General features: G+C 62.0%; 8 protein-coding genes. 5 read left to right on the top strand and 3 right to left on the bottom strand.

The features are described from left to right. Positions 1-15: 15 nt before the first annotated feature. The 3 genes from ICA15_RS02060 to ICA15_RS02050 all read right to left on the bottom strand — a co-directional run bounded on the left by ICA15_RS02060 (position 16) and on the right by ICA15_RS02050 (position 3,404). Positions 16-405 carry a hypothetical protein gene (locus tag ICA15_RS02060; protein ID WP_150616702.1) on the bottom strand — a complete coding sequence of 130 codons (390 nt, stop codon included), beginning with the start codon at positions 403-405 and terminating at the stop codon, positions 16-18. 379 nt (positions 406-784) lie between these two features. Then, a complete protein-coding gene (locus ICA15_RS02055; protein ID WP_210553579.1) occupies positions 785-2,611 on the bottom strand; it encodes a glycoside hydrolase family 15 protein in 1,827 nt (608 codons plus the stop codon). Beyond that, positions 2,604-3,404 (bottom strand): glucose 1-dehydrogenase, encoded by an 801-nt coding sequence (locus ICA15_RS02050; protein WP_210553578.1) that lies wholly within the window; start codon positions 3,402-3,404, stop codon positions 2,604-2,606. The genes ICA15_RS02055 and ICA15_RS02050 overlap by 8 nt, the downstream gene beginning before the upstream one ends. Before the next feature lie 242 nt (positions 3,405-3,646). Here ICA15_RS02050 and ICA15_RS02045 point away from each other — a divergent pair, with 242 nt between their 5' ends. From ICA15_RS02045 to ICA15_RS02025, 5 genes are all read left to right on the top strand, one after another. Next, positions 3,647-4,819, top strand: coding sequence for an MFS transporter (locus ICA15_RS02045; RefSeq protein WP_210555565.1), 1,173 nt, complete (start codon positions 3,647-3,649; stop codon positions 4,817-4,819). 71 nt (positions 4,820-4,890) lie between these two features. After that, a complete protein-coding gene (locus tag ICA15_RS02040; protein WP_042558558.1) occupies positions 4,891-5,631 on the top strand; it encodes a thioesterase II family protein in 741 nt (246 codons plus the stop codon). Between the two features lie 39 nt (positions 5,632-5,670). After that, positions 5,671-6,654, top strand: coding sequence for a TauD/TfdA family dioxygenase (locus ICA15_RS02035; protein WP_210555566.1), 984 nt, complete (start codon positions 5,671-5,673; stop codon positions 6,652-6,654). A 188-nt stretch (positions 6,655-6,842) separates the two neighbouring features. After that, a complete protein-coding gene (locus ICA15_RS02030) occupies positions 6,843-10,244 on the top strand; it encodes a non-ribosomal peptide synthetase (RefSeq protein WP_210555567.1) in 3,402 nt (1,133 codons plus the stop codon). Beyond that, entirely contained in the window at positions 10,241-18,067 is a 7,827-nt protein-coding gene (locus ICA15_RS02025) for a non-ribosomal peptide synthetase (protein WP_210555568.1), read from the top strand. The genes ICA15_RS02030 and ICA15_RS02025 overlap by 4 nt, the downstream gene beginning before the upstream one ends. The last annotated feature ends 1 nt before the right edge of the window (position 18,068 follow it).

The raw sequence follows: 18,068 nt of genomic DNA, 5'->3' as shown, positions 1-18,068 counted from the left end.
TTTGCCACAGATGATTCAGGCCTCAACTTCCGCCACCTGATTAAAATACTTCGTCCGATCCGGCGTAAACGTCACCACCATTTTCGTCCGCGAACACGTCAACGAACGCTCCTCAGCCAAATCGATATCCAGATCTTCCCCACGCAACCCTTGCCACTGCGCGAGGTATTTCAGTGAGCCGTATTTTTCGTTTTTCTTCAGGCTGCGGCTCACGCCACCTTTCCAGCCGAGGACGGGCAGTTCGTTGGCGAGGCAGCGTTGGGCGAGGTCGGGGAAACGGGCGGCGCGCTGGCGGCCGATTTCCCAGCATTTGATCAGGCCTTTATCGGCGGCTTCCCAGAGCTGGGTGCGGGTCAGGCCGGTGCGTAGGGCGCTGTCGATGTTGCGCTGGACGTGCTGGGACATTCTGTTTCCTTGAATTCGGGTTTTGTTGGACAGCTCCGCTGTGCCCGTTGCGGTGGATGGTAGGGGCGGATGTAACAGCTGGCAACAAGGTATTTCGGGGTGTAAGTGCAAGTTGCGGGGGAGGGAGGGAACAGGGGGTGTTTAATGTTTGTAGGCACGAAGTTGCATTCTTTGTGGCGAGGGGATTTATCCCCGTTCGGCTGCGCAGCAGTCGCAAAGCCAGTGAATGCGGTAGTTCTTGAGTATTGAGTTTGCAGATTTAGAGGCCGCTTCGTAGCCCAACGGGGATAGATCCCCTCACCACAGGGGATTGCCGCGTGTAGGACCTGCTTTGATTGGAGCAGGCGTGCGGGATATTTCCGACAGACTCCGGCGACTTTTACGGCTGCCACTCACTCTTTTCCCCACTCAACCGCCGATCGAGAAAACTCGCCGCACTGATCAACGCCAGATGCGTCAGTGCCTGCGGTGTATTGCCCAGATGCCGGCCATGGCTGTCGAATTCCTCGGCGTACAGCCCCAGCGGATTGGCGTAACGCAGCAGCTGTTCGAACTCCAGATGGGCCTTTTCCACCTGGCCGGCGCGGGCCAGGCATTCGACGTACCAGAATGAACATGCGGCGAATGCGCCTTCGGTCCCGGCCAGACCATCAATGCCTGCCTCTTCGTTGCGATAGCGATAAACCATGCCGTCGCGCACCAAACTCTTTTCGATGGCCTCAAGGGTCGATAGCCAGCGTGGATCCTTGGCGCTGACAAAACGCACCAGCGGCATCAACAGCATCGAGCCGTCGAGTGCGGTGCCGCCCTTGTACTGGACGAAATGCCCGCGCTCTTCATCCCAGAAGTTGTCCCAGATGTCGGCGTAGATCGCCTGGCGGGTCTGGTCCCATTGGGCGAACGGTGCCGGCAACGAGCGCTTCGAGGCGAGGCGAATCGCTCGGTCCAGCGCCACCCAGCACATCAGCCGTGAGTGCAAAAAGTGATGCTGCTCACCGCGCATTTCCCAAATGCCTACATCCTTGGTCTGCCATGTCTCACACACCTGGTCGACAACTTCGCGCACATGTTTCCAGCCTTCGTGGGAAATGGCGTCGCCGTACTTGTTGACCAGATACACCGCATCCATCAGTTCGCCGAAGATATCCAGCTGAATCTGGTCATACGCGCCGTTGCCGATGCGCACCGGTTTCGCGCCACCATGCCCCGACAGATGCGCAAGTTCGGTTTCCGGCAGTTCCTGTTGACCGTCGATGGCATACAGAATGTTCAGTTTCATCGGCTGGCCGCAGCAATCACTGACCCGTCCGCGCAGCCAGCCCATGTAGGCGTTGGCTTCGCTGACAAACCCCAGGCGCATGAACGCGTAAACGGTAAACGAGGCATCGCGGATCCAGGTGTAGCGGTAATCCCAGTTACGCTCGCCGCCAGGGGTTTCCGGCAGGCCGAAAGTGGCGGCGGCGAGGATCGCGCCGTGTTTGCGTGAGGTCAGCAACTTGAGCGCGAGCGCCGAACGGTTGACCATTTCGCGCCAGCGTCCGCGGTAGATCGACTGGCCGATCCAGTCGCGCCAGAACTTCAGCGTGCGTTCCATGCAAAAATCGCCGGCGCCCTCGACGAAACGCGGGTCGTCGGTCGCACCGAGCATGAAAGCGGCTGTCTGGTCCTGTTTCAGCGTGAAGCGTGCGACAGCTGCGTCGGCGTCAATCTGCATCGGCTGATCCGACGCCAGACGCAGCGTCGGTTGTCCGGTTGCGCTGAACAGGACATCTTGCTGATCCGCCTGCGCGCGAGTGTCGGCGCGGGCGTAGTCGTGGCGCACGGCGCAGCGCAGGTGGAACGTTGCCTCGCCACTGACCACGCGCACGCGGCGCATCAGCAGCGGCAGGTCATCTTCGCTGTCGCCCACTGGCAGCATGTCGGTAATTTCCACCACCGCAAATTCGCTTAGCCAGCGGGTTTGCAGGACGTTTGTGTCTGGCAGGTAAATCTGCTCACGTCGCGCATCGGGCAAGTCCGGTGCGAGTTGGAAAATCCCCGCGTCGGGTGTGTCCAGCAACGAGCAAAAGATCGACGGACTGTCGAACTCCGGCCAGCAGAAAAAATCCACGCTGCCCTTGTCGTTGACCAGCGCTGCACTGCGCATGTCGCCGATGATGCCGTGGGCGTCGATCGGGCTTTGTCGTTCTTGATGATGATCAGCCATTGCCGCGAAACTCCGGATAGAGACTCATGCCGCCGTCGATGAACAGGGTGGTGCCGACGATGTAATCGGCGGCGTCGGAGGCGAGGAAAACCACGGCGTTGGCGACGTCATCGACGTCGCCGATGCGCCCATAGGGAATCAGATCAAGCAGCTTTTCAGCCGCTGCACCTTCGGTGGCTTTTTCATTAATGGCCGTACGAATCGCCCCCGGCGCAATGCCGTTGATGCGGATGCGCTGATGGCTGACTTCCTGCGCGAGGGTCTGCATCAACTGATCGACACCACCCTTGGACGCGGCGTAATTGACGTGCCCGGCCCACGGAATGCGCTGATGCACCGAGCTCATATGAATAATCTTGCCGGCGGCGCGGGACACACCCTCGCGAACGCCCTGACGATTGAAGATCCGCAATGCAGCGCGGGCGCAGAGGAACTGGCCGGTGAGGTTGACGCCGATTACTGCGTTCCAGTCTTCCAGGGTCATGTCCACCGCTGCGGCGTCTTTTTGCAGTCCGGAATTGGCCACCAGAATGTCCAGTGAGCCGAAGGCGTCGAGGGTCTGGGCGAACAACCGTTCGACCTCGTCTTCCTTCGATACATCGGCGCCGATCGCCAGCGCCTGACCGCCGTCAGCGATGATTTGTCGGGCGAGGGCTTCGGCGGGTTCGGCCTGGCGGTTGTAGTTGATGACCACTGCAGCGCCAGCGGCAGCCAGGGCTTTGGCGGCCGCGTGGCCGATGCCGGAGCTGGCGCCGGTGATGAGTGCAACTTGTCTGGCTAGGGAGATCTGCATGCAAAGGCGCGCCTTGTGTGAGGGCCTATTTAGCTGACCGACGGCCAGCCTTGAGAGTTCAGCCAGAAGATCAAAAGATCGCAGCGTGCCGCAGCTCCTACAGATGATCACATTCACCTGTAGGAGCTGCGGCACGCTGCGATCCTTTGATCTTCTGGCCCTTAACATTCCACCAACAATTCCCCGCTTCCACACCCCTCATCCATATGGCAACTTGGCCGCCCTTGATGAGGCTGCAGTCCATGGCAAACCCCTACCGCGAATTATTCAACGCCCCCGGCGCCCGCAATTTTGTGCTGGCCGGGATGATCGCGCGCATGCCGATTTCCATGACCGGCATCGGCGTGATCACCATGCTTTCGCAGCTGTACGGCGGTTACGCGTTGGCCGGTGCGGTGGCGGCGACATTTGCCTTGGCCACGGCGTTTTGCGCGCCGCAGGTGTCACGGCTGGTTGACCGGTTTGGCCAGGGACGGATTCTGCCGCTGTCGGCGTTGATCGGCGGCGGGGCGCTGTTGATGTTGCTGCTGTGCACGCGTCTGCAGGCGCCGACCTGGACGCTGTTCATCTTTGCCGCGCTGGCCGGTTGCATGCCGAGCATGTCGGCGATGGTGCGGGCGCGCTGGACTGAAATCTATCGTGGCCAGCCACAATTGCAGACGGCGTATGCGCTGGAGTCGGTGCTTGATGAGGTCTGTTTTATCGTCGGCCCGCCGCTGTCGGTGGGGTTGTGCGTTGCAGTGTTTCCCGAGGCTGGACCGTTGGCAGCACTGTTGGCGCTGACGATTGGCGTGACTGCATTTGTCGCGCAGCGCAGCACCGAACCACCCGTGCACCCGCATGCGTCCGGGCATCATGCCTCGATCATTCGCTCGACCGACATTCAGTGGCTGCTGGCATTGATGATCGCCATGGGCATCATCGTCGGTGTGATCGATGTGGTCAGCGTCGCGTTCGCTCAGCAACAAGGGCAACCGGCGGCGGCGAGTATTGTGCTGTCGGTGTATGCGATCGGCTCCTGTCTGGCCGGAATTGCGTTCGGCGCGATGCGTTCGAAACTGCCGTTGCCGCAACTGTTTCTGTACGGCGGAGTGGCGACGGCAGTGACCACGTTGCCGCTGTTGCTGGCGAGCAACATTTTTGGCTTGTCGGTAGCGGTTTTCATTGCCGGGCTGTTCTTCTCGCCGACGCTGATTGTGGCGATGGCGTTGATCGAGCGCATCGTGCCACCGGCCAAACTCACCGAAGGGCTGACCTGGCTGGTGACTGGTTTGAGTATTGGCGTGGCGGTGGGCGCCGCCGGGTCGGGTTGGCTGGTGGATGCGTTTGGCGCCCGCAGCGGATTCTGGCTGGCGATTGCGGCGGGGGCGGTGGTGTTGGGCTCTGCGGTGCAGAGCTTCCGGCATTTGAAGTGATCGATCCGCGGACTAATTCCGGTCAGGCCTCATACGTTCTCTTTTACAGATAACCCATTGAGGTAAACGCGGTGACAAAGCTGACACTGCTGTGCCTGCCCTATTCGGGCGCCAGCGCCATGGTTTACAGCCGCTGGCGGCGCCAATTGCCGTCGTGGATGCAACTGCAGCCGGTGGAATTGCCCGGGCGCGGCGCCCGTTACGACGAACCCCTGCAAATCGATATGCGTGAGCTTGCCCGGCAACTGGCCCGTGAGCACAAACCCGGTTTGCAGGCCCCCTATGCGCTGTTCGGGCATAGCCTCGGCGCACTGTTGGCTTGTGAAATGGCTCACGCCTTTCGCGAACTTGGCGTTGCTGAGCCGGTGGCGCTGTTTGCTTCCGGAACCGCGGCGCCAAGCATGCGCAGCGATTACGACCGAGGTTTCGCCGAGCCGCGCAGTGACGAAGAACTGATCGAGCAGTTGCGCGCCTTTCAAGGCACCAGCGAGGAAGTGCTCGCCAATCAGGAACTCATGAGCCTGACGCTGCCGGTGCTGCGTGCCGACTTCATGATGTGCGGGCGTTTCACTCCGATCGACCGACCGCTGCTCAATTGCCCCGTGCACGTATTGGGTGGCAAGGAAGACCGGGCGACCACCGAACAATTGATCGGCTGGAGCAAAGAGACCCAGGGCAGTTTCTCGGTGGACATGATGACCGGAGGGCACTTCTTCATTCATGAACACGAGGCCCGGGTCATCCGCACGATCAAGACCCATCTGGAAGTCCATCACCGGCGCCATGCGCAATCGGTGGCGCCCGCGTATTAACGCGCGGCTCTCCTATCAAATGATTACTGGAGGCCAGTCATGGCTGTTGCTGTGGGATTTTCCGTTCGGCCGCTGTTGCCGCATCGGGGGCGCTTGCCGCTATTGGTGGAAGCGACCGATCCGGACACCGACCTGTTGGCGGTGTTCGACGAATTGAAAGTGTTGGTCGACGAACATTTGTTGCGCGACGGTGGGTTGCTGTTCCGCGGATTTCGCCTGGACGGGGCCGAGCCGTTTCGTCAGTTCGCGGCCAGCTTCGGTCATCCGCTGTTGAATTACGAGTTCGGTTCCACGCCGCGCACCAACGTGACGCAAGGGGTTTACACCTCCACCGAATACCCGGCGCACCAGAGTATTCCGCTGCACAACGAGCAGGCCTACTCCCGCGACTGGCCGATGAAGATCTGGTTCTACAGCATGATCGCGGCGAAGTCCGGTGGCGAAACACCGATTGCCGACAGTCGCGAAGTCTATCAGCGTATTCCGCTGGCCATTCGTGAACGCTTCGTCAGCAAAGGCCTGATGTATGTGCGCAACTTCGGCAACGGGCTGGATGTGGCCTGGGAAGATGTGTTCAACACCGACGACCGCGATGTCGTCGAAGCTTACTGCAAAGCCCACGGCATCCTCTGCGAGTGGAAGGATGACGGTGAGTTGCGCACCCGGCAAACCTGCCAGGCAGTGGCCAGCCACCCGGTGACGGGGGACATGGTCTGGTTCAATCAGGCGCATCTGTTCCACATTTCCAACCTGCAAGCGGAAGTGCGTGAAAGCCTGTTGGACATCGTCGACGAAGAAGACTTGCCGCGTAACGTTTATTACGGCGATGGCTCTCCTATCGAAGATGAAGTCCTGGCTCAGATTCGCGCGGTACTCGACGAGTGCGCGATCAGCTTCCCTTGGCAGGAGGGTGATGTGCTGATGCTCGACAACATGCTGTCGGCTCACGCCCGTTCCCCGTTCGAAGGCCCGCGCAAAGTTATTGTCGCCATGGCCGAGGGGCATGCGATGGACGTGCGCTGAACGAACCGGTGGTTTGCTTGAATAAATGCCGAAGCCGTTCCTGTAGCGGCTTCGGCATTTGTGCGTCTGGCGCAGGTTGCCGCTGGGCCGGTATTGCGCCGGGTTGCTAAATCATTGCGTTTGTCATTCGTTCTTGTTGATACGACCGGGCCTCCTGGTCACGCCGCCGATCAGCAAGGACCCCATGCATGAATGCCGCAGACGCACAGAAACTAGCCCGCCGTTTTATCGAATTGCCGCAGGACAAACGACGTTTGTTTCTCGCCGGCATGGCTCGCGAAGGCATTGATTTTGCGCAGTTGCCCATGACGGCCTGTGAGGGAATCGCCGAGCGCGAAGGGCTGTCTTACGCGCAGCAGCGGATGTGGTTTCTCTGGCAGCTGGACCCGCAAAGTGCCGCCTATAACCTGCCGATGGCGGTACGCCTGAACGGCGAGTTGCAGGTGCAGGCCCTGGAGCAGGCGTTCAGCCTGCTGGTGGCGCGGCACGAATGCCTGCGCACCACCTTCGGTCAGGCCGGCGAACGTGCCTTCCAGCGAGTGGCCGAGCCGCAGGCATTGCAACTACCGCTCAACGATTTGAGCCGCGTGCCCGAGGCGCAGCGCTGGCCGCTGGTGCAACAGCACATGATGGCCGAGGCCACGCAAGCGTTCGACCTGGAACACGGCCCGCTGTTGAGCCTGCGGCTGTTGCGTCTGGCCGAGCAGGAACACGTGCTGCTGCTGACCTTGCACCACATCATTGCCGACGGCTGGTCGATGAACATTCTCATCGATGAGTTCATGCGCACCTACGACGCCCTCGTTGCGGGGCGTGAGCCGTCGTTGCCGGCGCTGATTGTGCATTACCGCGATTACGCGCTGTGGCAGCGCAGCTGGCTGGAGGCGGGTGAGCGCGAGCGGCAACTGGATTACTGGCGCACACAGCTGGGCGACGAGCATCCCGTATTGGAATTGCCGACCGACCGCGCCTATCCGGCACAATCGAGTCATCAGGGCGCGCGTCTGGAAACGGTGATTGATGCCGCGCTGCGCCAAGAACTGAAAAGCCTTGCCCAGCGTCAAGGCGTGACCCTGTTCGTGGTACTGCTGGCCGCGTTCAAGACCTTGCTGCATCGCTACAGTGGCCAGACCGACATTCGCGTCGGCGGTCTGATTGCCAACCGCACCCGCAGCGAGACCGAAGGCCTGATCGGCTTCTTCGTCAACACGCAGATTCTGCGCAGCGAAGTCACCGCGCAAACCCGCTTCGCCGAGCTGTTGCAGCGCCTGCGCGAGGCAGCGCTCGGCGCCCAGGTCCATCAGGAGCTACCGTTCGACGCCCTGATCGAAGCGCTGCAACCGGCGCGCAGTCAGAGCCATAATCCGCTGTTCCAGGTGATGTTCAACCACCAGCCGCTGGTGACTGACTTGCAGCACGTGCAGCTTGAGTCCGGTTTGCAGGTGGACTATCTGAGCGAAGCGCAATTGGCCGGCAGCGGTCGGCAACACGCGGCCACCAGCGACCTGATGCTCGACACCCGCGAGGAGGGCGAGCAACTGTTCGCCGCCTTCACCTACGCCACCGATATCTTCGATGCCGCGACCATCGCCGCAATGGCCGGGCATTGGCGCAACATTCTTATGTCCGTCTGCCACGACCCGCAGCAATTCGTCGGCGACGTCGCGCTGCTGGCAGATACCGAGCGTAAACAGCTGATTCAGTCCACTGCGTCGGAACCTGATTTCGCCAGCGTGCAAACCCTGTTCGACGCGCAAGTGGTGCGCACGCCGCAGGCAGCGGCGGTGATTCTGGCGAGCGAACCGTCGCCGTCACTCACCTATGCCGAGTTGAACACCCGCAGCAACCGTCTGGCGCATCAGTTGCGTGCGCGGGGTGTCGGCCCTGACGTGCTGGTCGGCGTCGCGTTAGGGCGCTCGCTGGAACTGGCGGTGGCGTTGCTGGCGGTACTCAAGGCCGGCGGCGCCTATGTGCCGCTGGATCCGCAAACCCCGGCCGAACGCCTGCGCCATGTGCTGGATGACAGCGGCCTGAAACTGCTGCTGACCGACAGCGTCAGCCTCGCCAGCCTGCCGCCCCTCGACGGTGTCGATTGCCTGTGCCTGGAGCAACTGGCCGACAGTGACGACGTCGACAATCTGTCGGTGACGGTCGCAGCGCAAAACCTCGCCTACGTGATCTACACCTCCGGTTCCACCGGGCGGCCGAAAGGTGTCGCGGTCAGCCACGGTGCGCTGAGTGAGTTCATCGCCCGCGCCATCAGTTACAGCGACCTGCGCGAAGGTGACCGCGTCATGCAATTCGCCACCAGCAGTTTCGATGGCTTCGTCGAGCAGTTTTTTCCACCGCTGTGCCATGGCGCTGGCGTGGTGTTACGCGATGCACAGCTGTGGGACAGCGCGACGTTGCGTCGAGTGATAGTCGACCACGGCATCACCTTGGCCGATTTGCCGGCCGCCTACTGGTATTGGCTGGTGCAGGAATACGCCGCTAATCCACCGGCCGATTTCGGTGCGTTGCGCCAGATTCACGTCGGTGGTGAGGCCATGGCGGTGGACGGTTTGCGTCTGTGGCAACAGGCCGGTTTGGGCCATGTGCGTTTGCTCAATACCTACGGCCCGACCGAAGCCACGGTGGTCTCGACGATTCATGACTGCACCGCAATGACGGCGGACGCTGTGTCGTGGCGCGGCATTCCCATCGGCCAAGGTCTGGATGACCGTCGCCTGTACGTGCTCGATGATCATTTGAACCTGCTGCCGCAAGGCGCGGTGGGCGAGTTGTACATAGGCGGCCCGGGCCTCGCCCGTGGTTATCACCGTCAGCCGATGCTCAGTGCCGAGCGCTTTATCGCCGACCCGTTCGCCGCTGGCCAACGCCTGTACCGCACTGGTGACCGTGCGCGACTGCGTGCCGATGGTGCGCTGGAGTACGTCGGCCGGGTCGATCATCAAGTGAAGATTCGCGGTTTCCGCATCGAACTGGGCGAAATCGAATCGCGCCTGCAGCAGTGCTCAGGGGTTCGCGAAGCGGTGGTGCTGGCAGTGCCGCTCAGCGGTGGCCAGCAACTGGTGGCGTACGTGGTCTGCGATCAGGCCGTGCTGGAAAGCGCCGCCACTCAGTCGGCGTTCCGCCAGCAAATACGCGCCGCGCTGCAAGCCCATCTGCCGGACTACATGGTGCCGGGGCACTTGCTGTTGTTGCCGAATCTGCCGCTGACGCCAAGCGGCAAGCTCGACCGCAAGGCGTTGCCGGCACCGGATCCGAGCCAACTGCAAGGCGACTATCGCGCACCGCAAACGGACACGGAACAGCAACTGGCGCAGATCTGGGCAGAGGTCCTGCAAGTGTCGCGGGTCGGTCTCGATGATCATTTCTTTGAGCTGGGCGGCCACTCGCTGCTGGCCGCACAAGTGATTGCGCGTATCAAAAGTCAATCGGGCGTGGTGTTGCCGCTACGCAGTCTGTTCGAAAAACCGCTGCTGGCTGATCTGGCGGCGGTGCTGGCGCAACTGGCTGACAGTGCAACCGAGGACGACTGGTCCGACATGGATCAGTTCATGAATGCTTTGGAAGGAGAAGAAGTATGAGCGGCACTATGGCGGAGCGCATCGCGAAAAGGTTCGTCGGCTTGCCGCTGGAGCAGCGTCGGCTGTTTTTGGCCAAACTGCGCGAGGACGGCAAGGATTTCAGCCTGTTGCCACTGCCAGTCAGCCGTCACGAAGTCACGCCGATTCCGTTGTCGTTCGCACAGCAGCGCTTGTTGTTTCTCTGGCAGCTGGAACCACAAAGCGCCGCGTACAACATGGCGGCCGGCCTGCGTCTGAACGGGCGTCTGGACGAAGCGGCGCTGCAACGCTCCTTCGATTTTCTGGTGGCGCGCCATGAAGTGCTGCGCACGGTGTTCCAGACCGACGGCGATCAACCGCATCAGGTAATTCTCGATCAACAACCGATTGCGCTGGAACGCATCGACCTCACGGCGCTGCCTGCTTCTGAGCGCGAGCCGGCCTTGGCGCAACAGGTGCAAACCGTCACGGCGCGGCCGTTCGATTTGCGCCACGGGCCGTTGCTTCGAGCCAGTCTGTTTGCCTTGGCTGACGAAGAGTTCGTGCTCGTGGTGAGCATGCACCACATCGTCTCCGACGGTTGGTCGATGGACGTGATGGTCAAGGAGTTCGTGCAGTGCTATCAGGCGTTCAGCCTGGAGCGCGAGCCGCAATTGCCGGCACTGGCGTTGCAATACGCCGACTATGCGATCTGGCAGCGGCGCTGGCTGGAAGCCGGCGAGGGCGAGCGTCAGCTCGATTACTGGCGCCAGCAGCTGGGCGAGGAACATCCGCTACTGGAAGTGGCGCCGGACTTCGCCCGACCCCTGACACAGAGCTTCGAAGGCCAGACTCTGAGCTTTGACTTTGGTGCGGACCTGTCGCGGCAACTCAACGCGTTTGCCCGCAGTCAGGGCATCAGTCTGTTCATGCTGGTGCTGGCGGGTTTTTCGCTGTTTGTGTCGCGACACGCCGGGCAGCGCGACATTCGTGTCGGTGTGCCGAATGCCAACCGTGGACGTGCCGAAGTCGAAGGGCTGATCGGCTTCTTCGTCAACACTCAGGTGCTGCGTTGCGAAGTGGATGAGCGCGGCAGTTTCACGGATCTACTGGCGCGGGTGCGTGAAGCATCGTTCGGCGCCCAGGCGCATCAGGAGCTGCCGTTTGAGCAACTGGTGGACGAGTTGGTCGCTGAGCGAACCCTGGGCCACAACCCGCTGTTTCAGGTCAAGTTCAACCAGAACGTCGGCATGCAGAAGCAGCGTGCGATGGCCCTGCCCGGATTGAGCGTGGCGGAGTATCCGCTGGACAAGGACGGCACCCACTTCGATCTGGCGCTGGACATCACCGACGACGGCACGCTGATTCACGGTCAGATGACTTATGCCAGCGACCTCTATCGCGCGCAGACTGTTGCCGGTTTCGTGCCGGCCTTGCTCGGTCTGTTCAGTGAATTGCTGAAAGCGCCGCAAGCGCCGCTGCACAGCGTCGCGCTGATCTCACCTGTGGCACTGCCAGCAGTTGCCGAGCCGGCACTGTCGGTGTTGCAGCACTGGGATCGTGAAGTCGCCCGCCAGCCTGAAGGGGCGGCTGCCCGCGATTTGAATCAAGTCTTGAGTTATCGGACGCTGGATCAGGCGGCCAATCGCCTGGCCCATCATTTGCGCGCCCAAGGCGTGCGCGACGGCCAACCGGTGGCAGTGCTGATGGAGCGTTCGCTGGATTGGCTGACCTGTGTGCTGGCGATCTTCAAGGCTGGCGCGGTGTACATGCCGCTGGACGTCAAGGCGCCGGACGCACGCTTGCAGCAGATGCTCGGTGCTGCCAACGCGCGGATACTGTTATGCGCCGAAGGCGATGCACGTGTTTGCGGGCTGGCGGTTGACGGCTGTCAGGGTATCGCGTTTACACCGCAGCAGTGGCAGTCAATGGCGGGCACCTGTCCAGCCGTGACGTTGTGCGCTCAATCGCCGGCGTACGTCATCCACACCTCCGGTTCGACCGGACAACCCAAAGGTGTGCTGGTCAGCCACGGTGCGCTGGCCAGCTATGTGCGCGGTGTGCTGGAGCGTCTGGCGCCGGCACCGGACGCCAGCATGGCGCTCGTCTCCACCATCGCGGCGGACCTAGGTTTTACCGTGCTGTTCGGGGCGCTGTGCTCCGGGCGGCTGCTGCATGTATTGCCGGAGGAACTGGGCTTCGATCCGGATCGCTTTGCCGAGTACATGGCCACGCATCAAGTGGGCATGCTGAAAATCGTCCCGGGCCATCTGAGCGCTTTGTTGCAGGCCTCAGGGGCTGCTGACGTATTGCCGGAACACGCGCTGATCGTCGGCGGTGAGGCGTGTGCGCCGGCACTGGTGGAGCGCGTGCGTCAGCTTAAACCGGGCTGCCGCGTCATCAACCACTATGGACCGAGCGAAACCACGGTGGGCGTGTTGGCCCATGAAGTCGGTGATCTGACCCTGACGCGCGGCGTACCGGTCGGTAGCGCATTGGCCGGAGCTCACGTTTATGTGCTCGACGACGTACTGAACAACGTTGCCGATCAGGTAGCCGGCGAGCTGTACATCGGTGGTGACAGCGTGGCGCTGGGTTATCTGAACCAGCCGGGGCTGACCGCAGAGCGTTTCCTCCCGGATCCGTTCGGCGCGCCGGGTGCAAGGGTTTACCGCAGCGGTGACCGCGTACGTCGCAATCGTCAGCAATCGATGGAATTCATCGGCCGCGCCGACGATCAGGTCAAGGTGCGCGGTTATCGCGTGGAGCCGGCGGAGGTCGCGCGCGTGCTGCTCGGGCTCGACGGTGTCAGTGAGGCGGCGGTGCTGGCGCTGCCACTGGATGACGATCCGGCGCGGCTGCAACTGGTGGCGTGGTGCGTGCCGGCGGCGAGTCTGACATTGCAGGCGCAGGCGCTGCGCGAGCAACTGCAAGCGTGTTTGCCCGATTACATGGTGCCGGCGCAGATCGTCCTGCTGGAGCAACTGCCGCTGACGGCCAACGGCAAACTCGACAAACGTGCCTTACCGGTGCCGGGGGTGATCACTCAGCATTTCGTCGCGCCGGTGGGTGAGATCGAAGAGAAGCTGGCGGCGATCTGGGCTGATGTGCTGAAGCTTGAGCGCGTCGGCAGCACCGATAACTTTTTCGAGCTGGGCGGTGATTCCATCCTCAGTCTGCAAATCATTGCTCGGGCCAAGCGCCAGGGCATCAAGTTGAGCCCCAAGCAGCTGTTCGAAAAACAGACGGTCGGCCAATTGGCCGCCGTCGCAAAACTGATCGAAGCCAAACCAGCGGTTGCCAGCGCGCAGCCGGCGCGTGGGCCGCTGTCATTGCTGCCGATTCAGGCGCGGTTCTTCGAGACCGAGATTGCCCGGCGTCAGCACTGGAACCAGTCAGTGATGTTGCAGCCGACTACCACTCTTGACGCCAATCACCTGCGCACCGCACTGACGGCGCTGGTTGAACAGCATGACGCGCTGGCGCTGAATTTCCAGGCGTCGGGCGATACGTGGCAGGTACTGCCGCAGACCCAGCGTGACCCGGAGTTGTTGTGGGTGCGCGAACTGGACAGTCTGGCGTCGTTGCCGGACCTTGCCGATGAGGCCCAGCGGAGTCTGGATCTGCAACAGGGGCGTTTGCTGCGCGCCGTGCTGGTGAACCTGCCGGACGCCGAGCAACGTTTGTTGCTGGTCATCCATCACCTTGTGGTGGATGGCGTGTCGTGGCGCATTCTGCTGGAAGATCTGCAGCACGCTTATACCGCGCTCGCCACCGGTACCGCGATGGTCTTGCCGGGCAAAAGCACTTCGCTGCACAGCTGGGCTGAACACCTGCAGCGTTATGCGCAGTGCGAGGCGCTGGCTGCTGAGAGCGAATACTGGCGCACAACCCTGGAGGCGGGTGACGCGCAACTGCCGCAGGATTTCCCGCAAGAGCGTCAGACCCGTGGACAAGCGGCCCGGGCCAGTTCGCGCCTGAGCCAGGCGCTGACTCACAAGCTGCTCAAAGTCGCCCCTGCTGCCTATCGCACACAAATCAACGACCTGCTGCTGACCGCGCTGGCGCGGGTGTTGTGCGACTGGAGTGAACAGCCTTCGGTATTGGTGCAACTTGAAGGGCACGGTCGCGAAGACTTGTTCGATGAAGTCGATCTGAGTCGCACGGTCGGTTGGTTCAGCAGCCTGTTCCCGGTGCGTCTGACCCCGCAAGCGCAGCCGGGCGCATCTCTTTGCGCGATCAAGGAGCAATTGCGTGCGGTGCCGGGCAAAGGCATCGGTTACGGCGTGCTGCGCTATTTGACCCGATCCGCCGAATTGCAGGGGCTGGCTCAGCCACGGGTGACATTCAACTATCTGGGCCAGTTCGACGGTGCGTTCAATGCCGACGAAGGCGCCTTGTTTATTCCGGCAGGTGAAAGCACCGGGGCCAATCAGGACGCTGCGGCACCATTGGGTAACTGGCTGAGCGTCGATGGTCAGGTGTACGGCGGTGAACTGGAACTGACCTGGACTTTTGGCACGGGCATGTACCGCGCCGAAACCATCGAAGCGCTGGCCGTAGCCTATCGTCGTGAGCTGGAGCGTTTGATCGAGCATTGCTGCGACAGTGGTGAGGCCGGTGTAACACCGTCGGACTTCACTCTGGCGAGCCTGACCCAGGCACAGCTGTCGGCACTGCCGATCCCGGCCCGCGACATCGTCGACCTCTACCCGTTGTCGCCGATGCAGCAGGGCATTCTGTTCCACAGCGTCAACGATCCGGACAGCCCGGCCTACACCAACCAACTGCGTGTCGATGTACAGAATCTGGACACCGAGCGTTTCCGTCAGGCCTGGCAGCAAACCGTCGACGCCCACGAAATCCTGCGCACGGCGTTCGTCTGGCCGCAAGATGCCGCCGCTGCGGTGCAAGTGGTTCGCCAGAGTGCGCAGATGCCATGGCGCTTGCAGGACTGGCGTGGTCGCGATGACCTCGGTACGGCGCTGGATCAACTGGCTGGTGATGATCTGGCCAGTGGTTTCGACCTGACCGCCGCGCCGCTGTTGCGGGTGACGCTGGTGCGCACGGACGACTCGACGCATCACTTGATCTACACCTGCCACCACATCCTCATGGACGGTTGGAGTACCTCGCAGTTGTTCGGTGAAGTGCTGCAGCGTTATGCCGGCATGACCCCGGCGGTCGGGCAGGGACGCTATCGCGACTACATTGAATGGCTCGGCCAGCGCGATCAGCAGGCCAGCCGCGAATTCTGGACGACGGCCCTGGCTGACCTTGAAGAGCCGACGCGTCTGGCCAATGCCGTGTCTGGCGGGCAGCGCAGTGCCAGTGGTTACGCCGATCACGAGCATGTGTTCAGTGAGCAACTGACGGCTGATTTGAACCGTTTCGCCCGCGAGCAGAAAGTCACCCTCAACACTCTGGTGCAAGCCGCGTGGCTGGTGCTGTTGCAGCGCTATACCGGTCAGGACAACGTCGCGTTCGGCGCGACCGTGGCCGGGCGTCCGACCGACTTGCCGGGCGTCGAGCAGCAGATCGGTCTGTTCATCAATACCTTGCCGGTGGTGGCAGCGCCGTCCGCCGATATCGTCGTCAGCCAGTGGCTGCAACAGGTGCAGAGCCTCAATCTGGCGCTGCGCGAGCACGAACACACGCCGCTCTACGATATCCAGCGCTGGGCGGGAGCGGGTAATGGGGCGTTGTTCGACAGCATTCTGGTGTTCGAGAACTACCCGATGGCCGAAGCCCTGCAACAAGGTCCGGCCAACGGCCTGACGTTCTCGGCGATTCGCCGTCAGGAGCAGACCAACTACCCGTTGACGCTGGTAGCGGTCACCGGTCGCGAGCTGAGTCTGGGGGTCAGTTATGATCAGGCCAGTTTCGCTGCGACGACAGTCGTTGCATTGAGTGCACAGCTTGAGAGTCTGTTGGCGCAGTTCCTGGCTGATGCCACGCAACCGTTGGGAACCCTGGAATTGCTCGCAGAGCCCGAGCGTCAATATGCGATCGATTGGGGGCGGGCCGATGTCAAGGCGCTGGATTCACGCAGCGTGCTGGAACACATCGCCGCACAAGTGCAGCGGCAACCGCAGGCGGACGCCATTGTGTTCGCCGAGCAACGGATCGATTACCAAGGCCTCGATGTCCGGGCCAATCGCTTGGCGCACAAGCTGCAAACGCTGGGGGTCGGGCCAGAGGTGCGCGTGGGTGTGTGCATGCGTCGCACACCGGACATGCTCGTGGCCTTGTTGGCAATTCTCAAGGCCGGTGGCGCTTATGTGCCGCTGGACCCGGATTATCCACAGGAACGTTTGCTGCATATGCTCGATGACAGCCGCGCCGCGGTGCTGCTCACCGAGCCGGCGGCGCAGGCGATGTTGCCCGCAGCGCTGAGCGCACAGGTGCTGTTGGTGGACGAGGGCACGCTGAGCGAATTCCCGTCCACGGCTCCGCTGGCGAAAGTGTCGGCGCAGAATCTGGCGTACGTCATCTACACCTCCGGTTCCACCGGCAAACCGAAAGGCGTGGCCATCACCCATGGCAACCTCTCGGCGCTGATTCAGTGGTCGGCCGGGGTCTATTGCGAGGAGCAGCTGCGCGGCGTGCTGGCCTCGACGTCGATCTGCTTTGACCTGTCGGTCTGGGAGATCTTCGTCACCCTCGCTTGCGGTGGTTGCCTGGTGCTGGCGGACAACGCGCTGGCGCTGGCCGATTTGCCGGCCCGCGAGCAGGTCACGTTGATCAACACAGTGCCTTCGGCAATTGCCGCATTGCAACGCGCCGGGCAGATTCCAGATTCGGTCACCACGATCAATCTGGCTGGCGAACCGCTCAAGCAAAATCTGGTGGACAGTTTGTACGCAAGCACATCGGTCAAGCAGGTCTACGACCTCTACGGGCCGTCAGAGGACACCACTTACTCGACCTTCACCCTGCGTACCGCGCAAGGGCAGGCCAACATCGGCCGGCCGCTGGAAAACACCGTGGCTTATCTGCTCGACAGCCAGTTGCAGGTGCTGCCGAACGGCGTGGCCGCCGAGCTGTATCTGGGCGGTGCCGGGGTGACCCGTGGTTATCTGATGCGCGCGGCACTGACCGCCGAACGCTTTGTGCCGAACCCGTACGCCAGCAACGGCGAACGGCTGTACCGCACCGGCGACCTGGTGCGCCAGGGCAGTGATGACAACATCGAGTACATCGGCCGGGCCGACCATCAGGTGAAGATTCGCGGCTTCCGTATCGAACTCAGCGAAATCGAAGCGCGGCTGTTGGAGCAGGACGAAATCCGCGAAGCGGTGGTGCTCGCTCAGGACGGTGCCGCCGGCAAACACCTGCATGCCTACGTCGTGGCGGCGCAGGCAGTGACGGATCAGCACGCATTGACGGAACGCTTGCGCAACGCGCTGGCCAGCCGCTTGCCGGCGCACATGGTGCCGGGACACTTGCACCTGATCGAAGCCATCCCGCTGACCCCGAACGGCAAGCTGGATCGCAAGGCCTTGATGGCGTTGGGCGACAGCCCGACACAGCAGCACTATCAGGCGCCGCAGACCGATTTGCAGTGGGAGGTGGCGACGGTCTGGCAAGAGGTGCTGGAGGTCGAACAGGTGGGCCTGGCCGACAACTTCTTCCAGCTCGGCGGGCACTCGTTGCTGGCCACGCTGGTGGTGACCCGGATCAAGGAGCGTCTGGGCGACAAGGTGCCGCTCAAAGAGCTGTTCGAAACCGACACCCTCAAGGCGTTCTGCGCGCGGATCGAGGCCTTGCGCGTCGAAATGTCGCCCGTTCAGGATGAATTGGCTAAATCCCTGGAGGCCCTCAAACGTCTATCCCTCGATGATCTGGAAAAACTGATTTCTTGAG

It is taken from the genome of Pseudomonas sp. P116, from assembly GCF_020149425.1.
GTDB classification, from domain to species: Bacteria; Pseudomonadota; Gammaproteobacteria; order Pseudomonadales; family Pseudomonadaceae; genus Aquipseudomonas; species Aquipseudomonas anatoliensis.
Note: the sequence above shows the minus strand (reverse complement) of the source record. Positions and strands in the feature narration are given on the sequence as shown.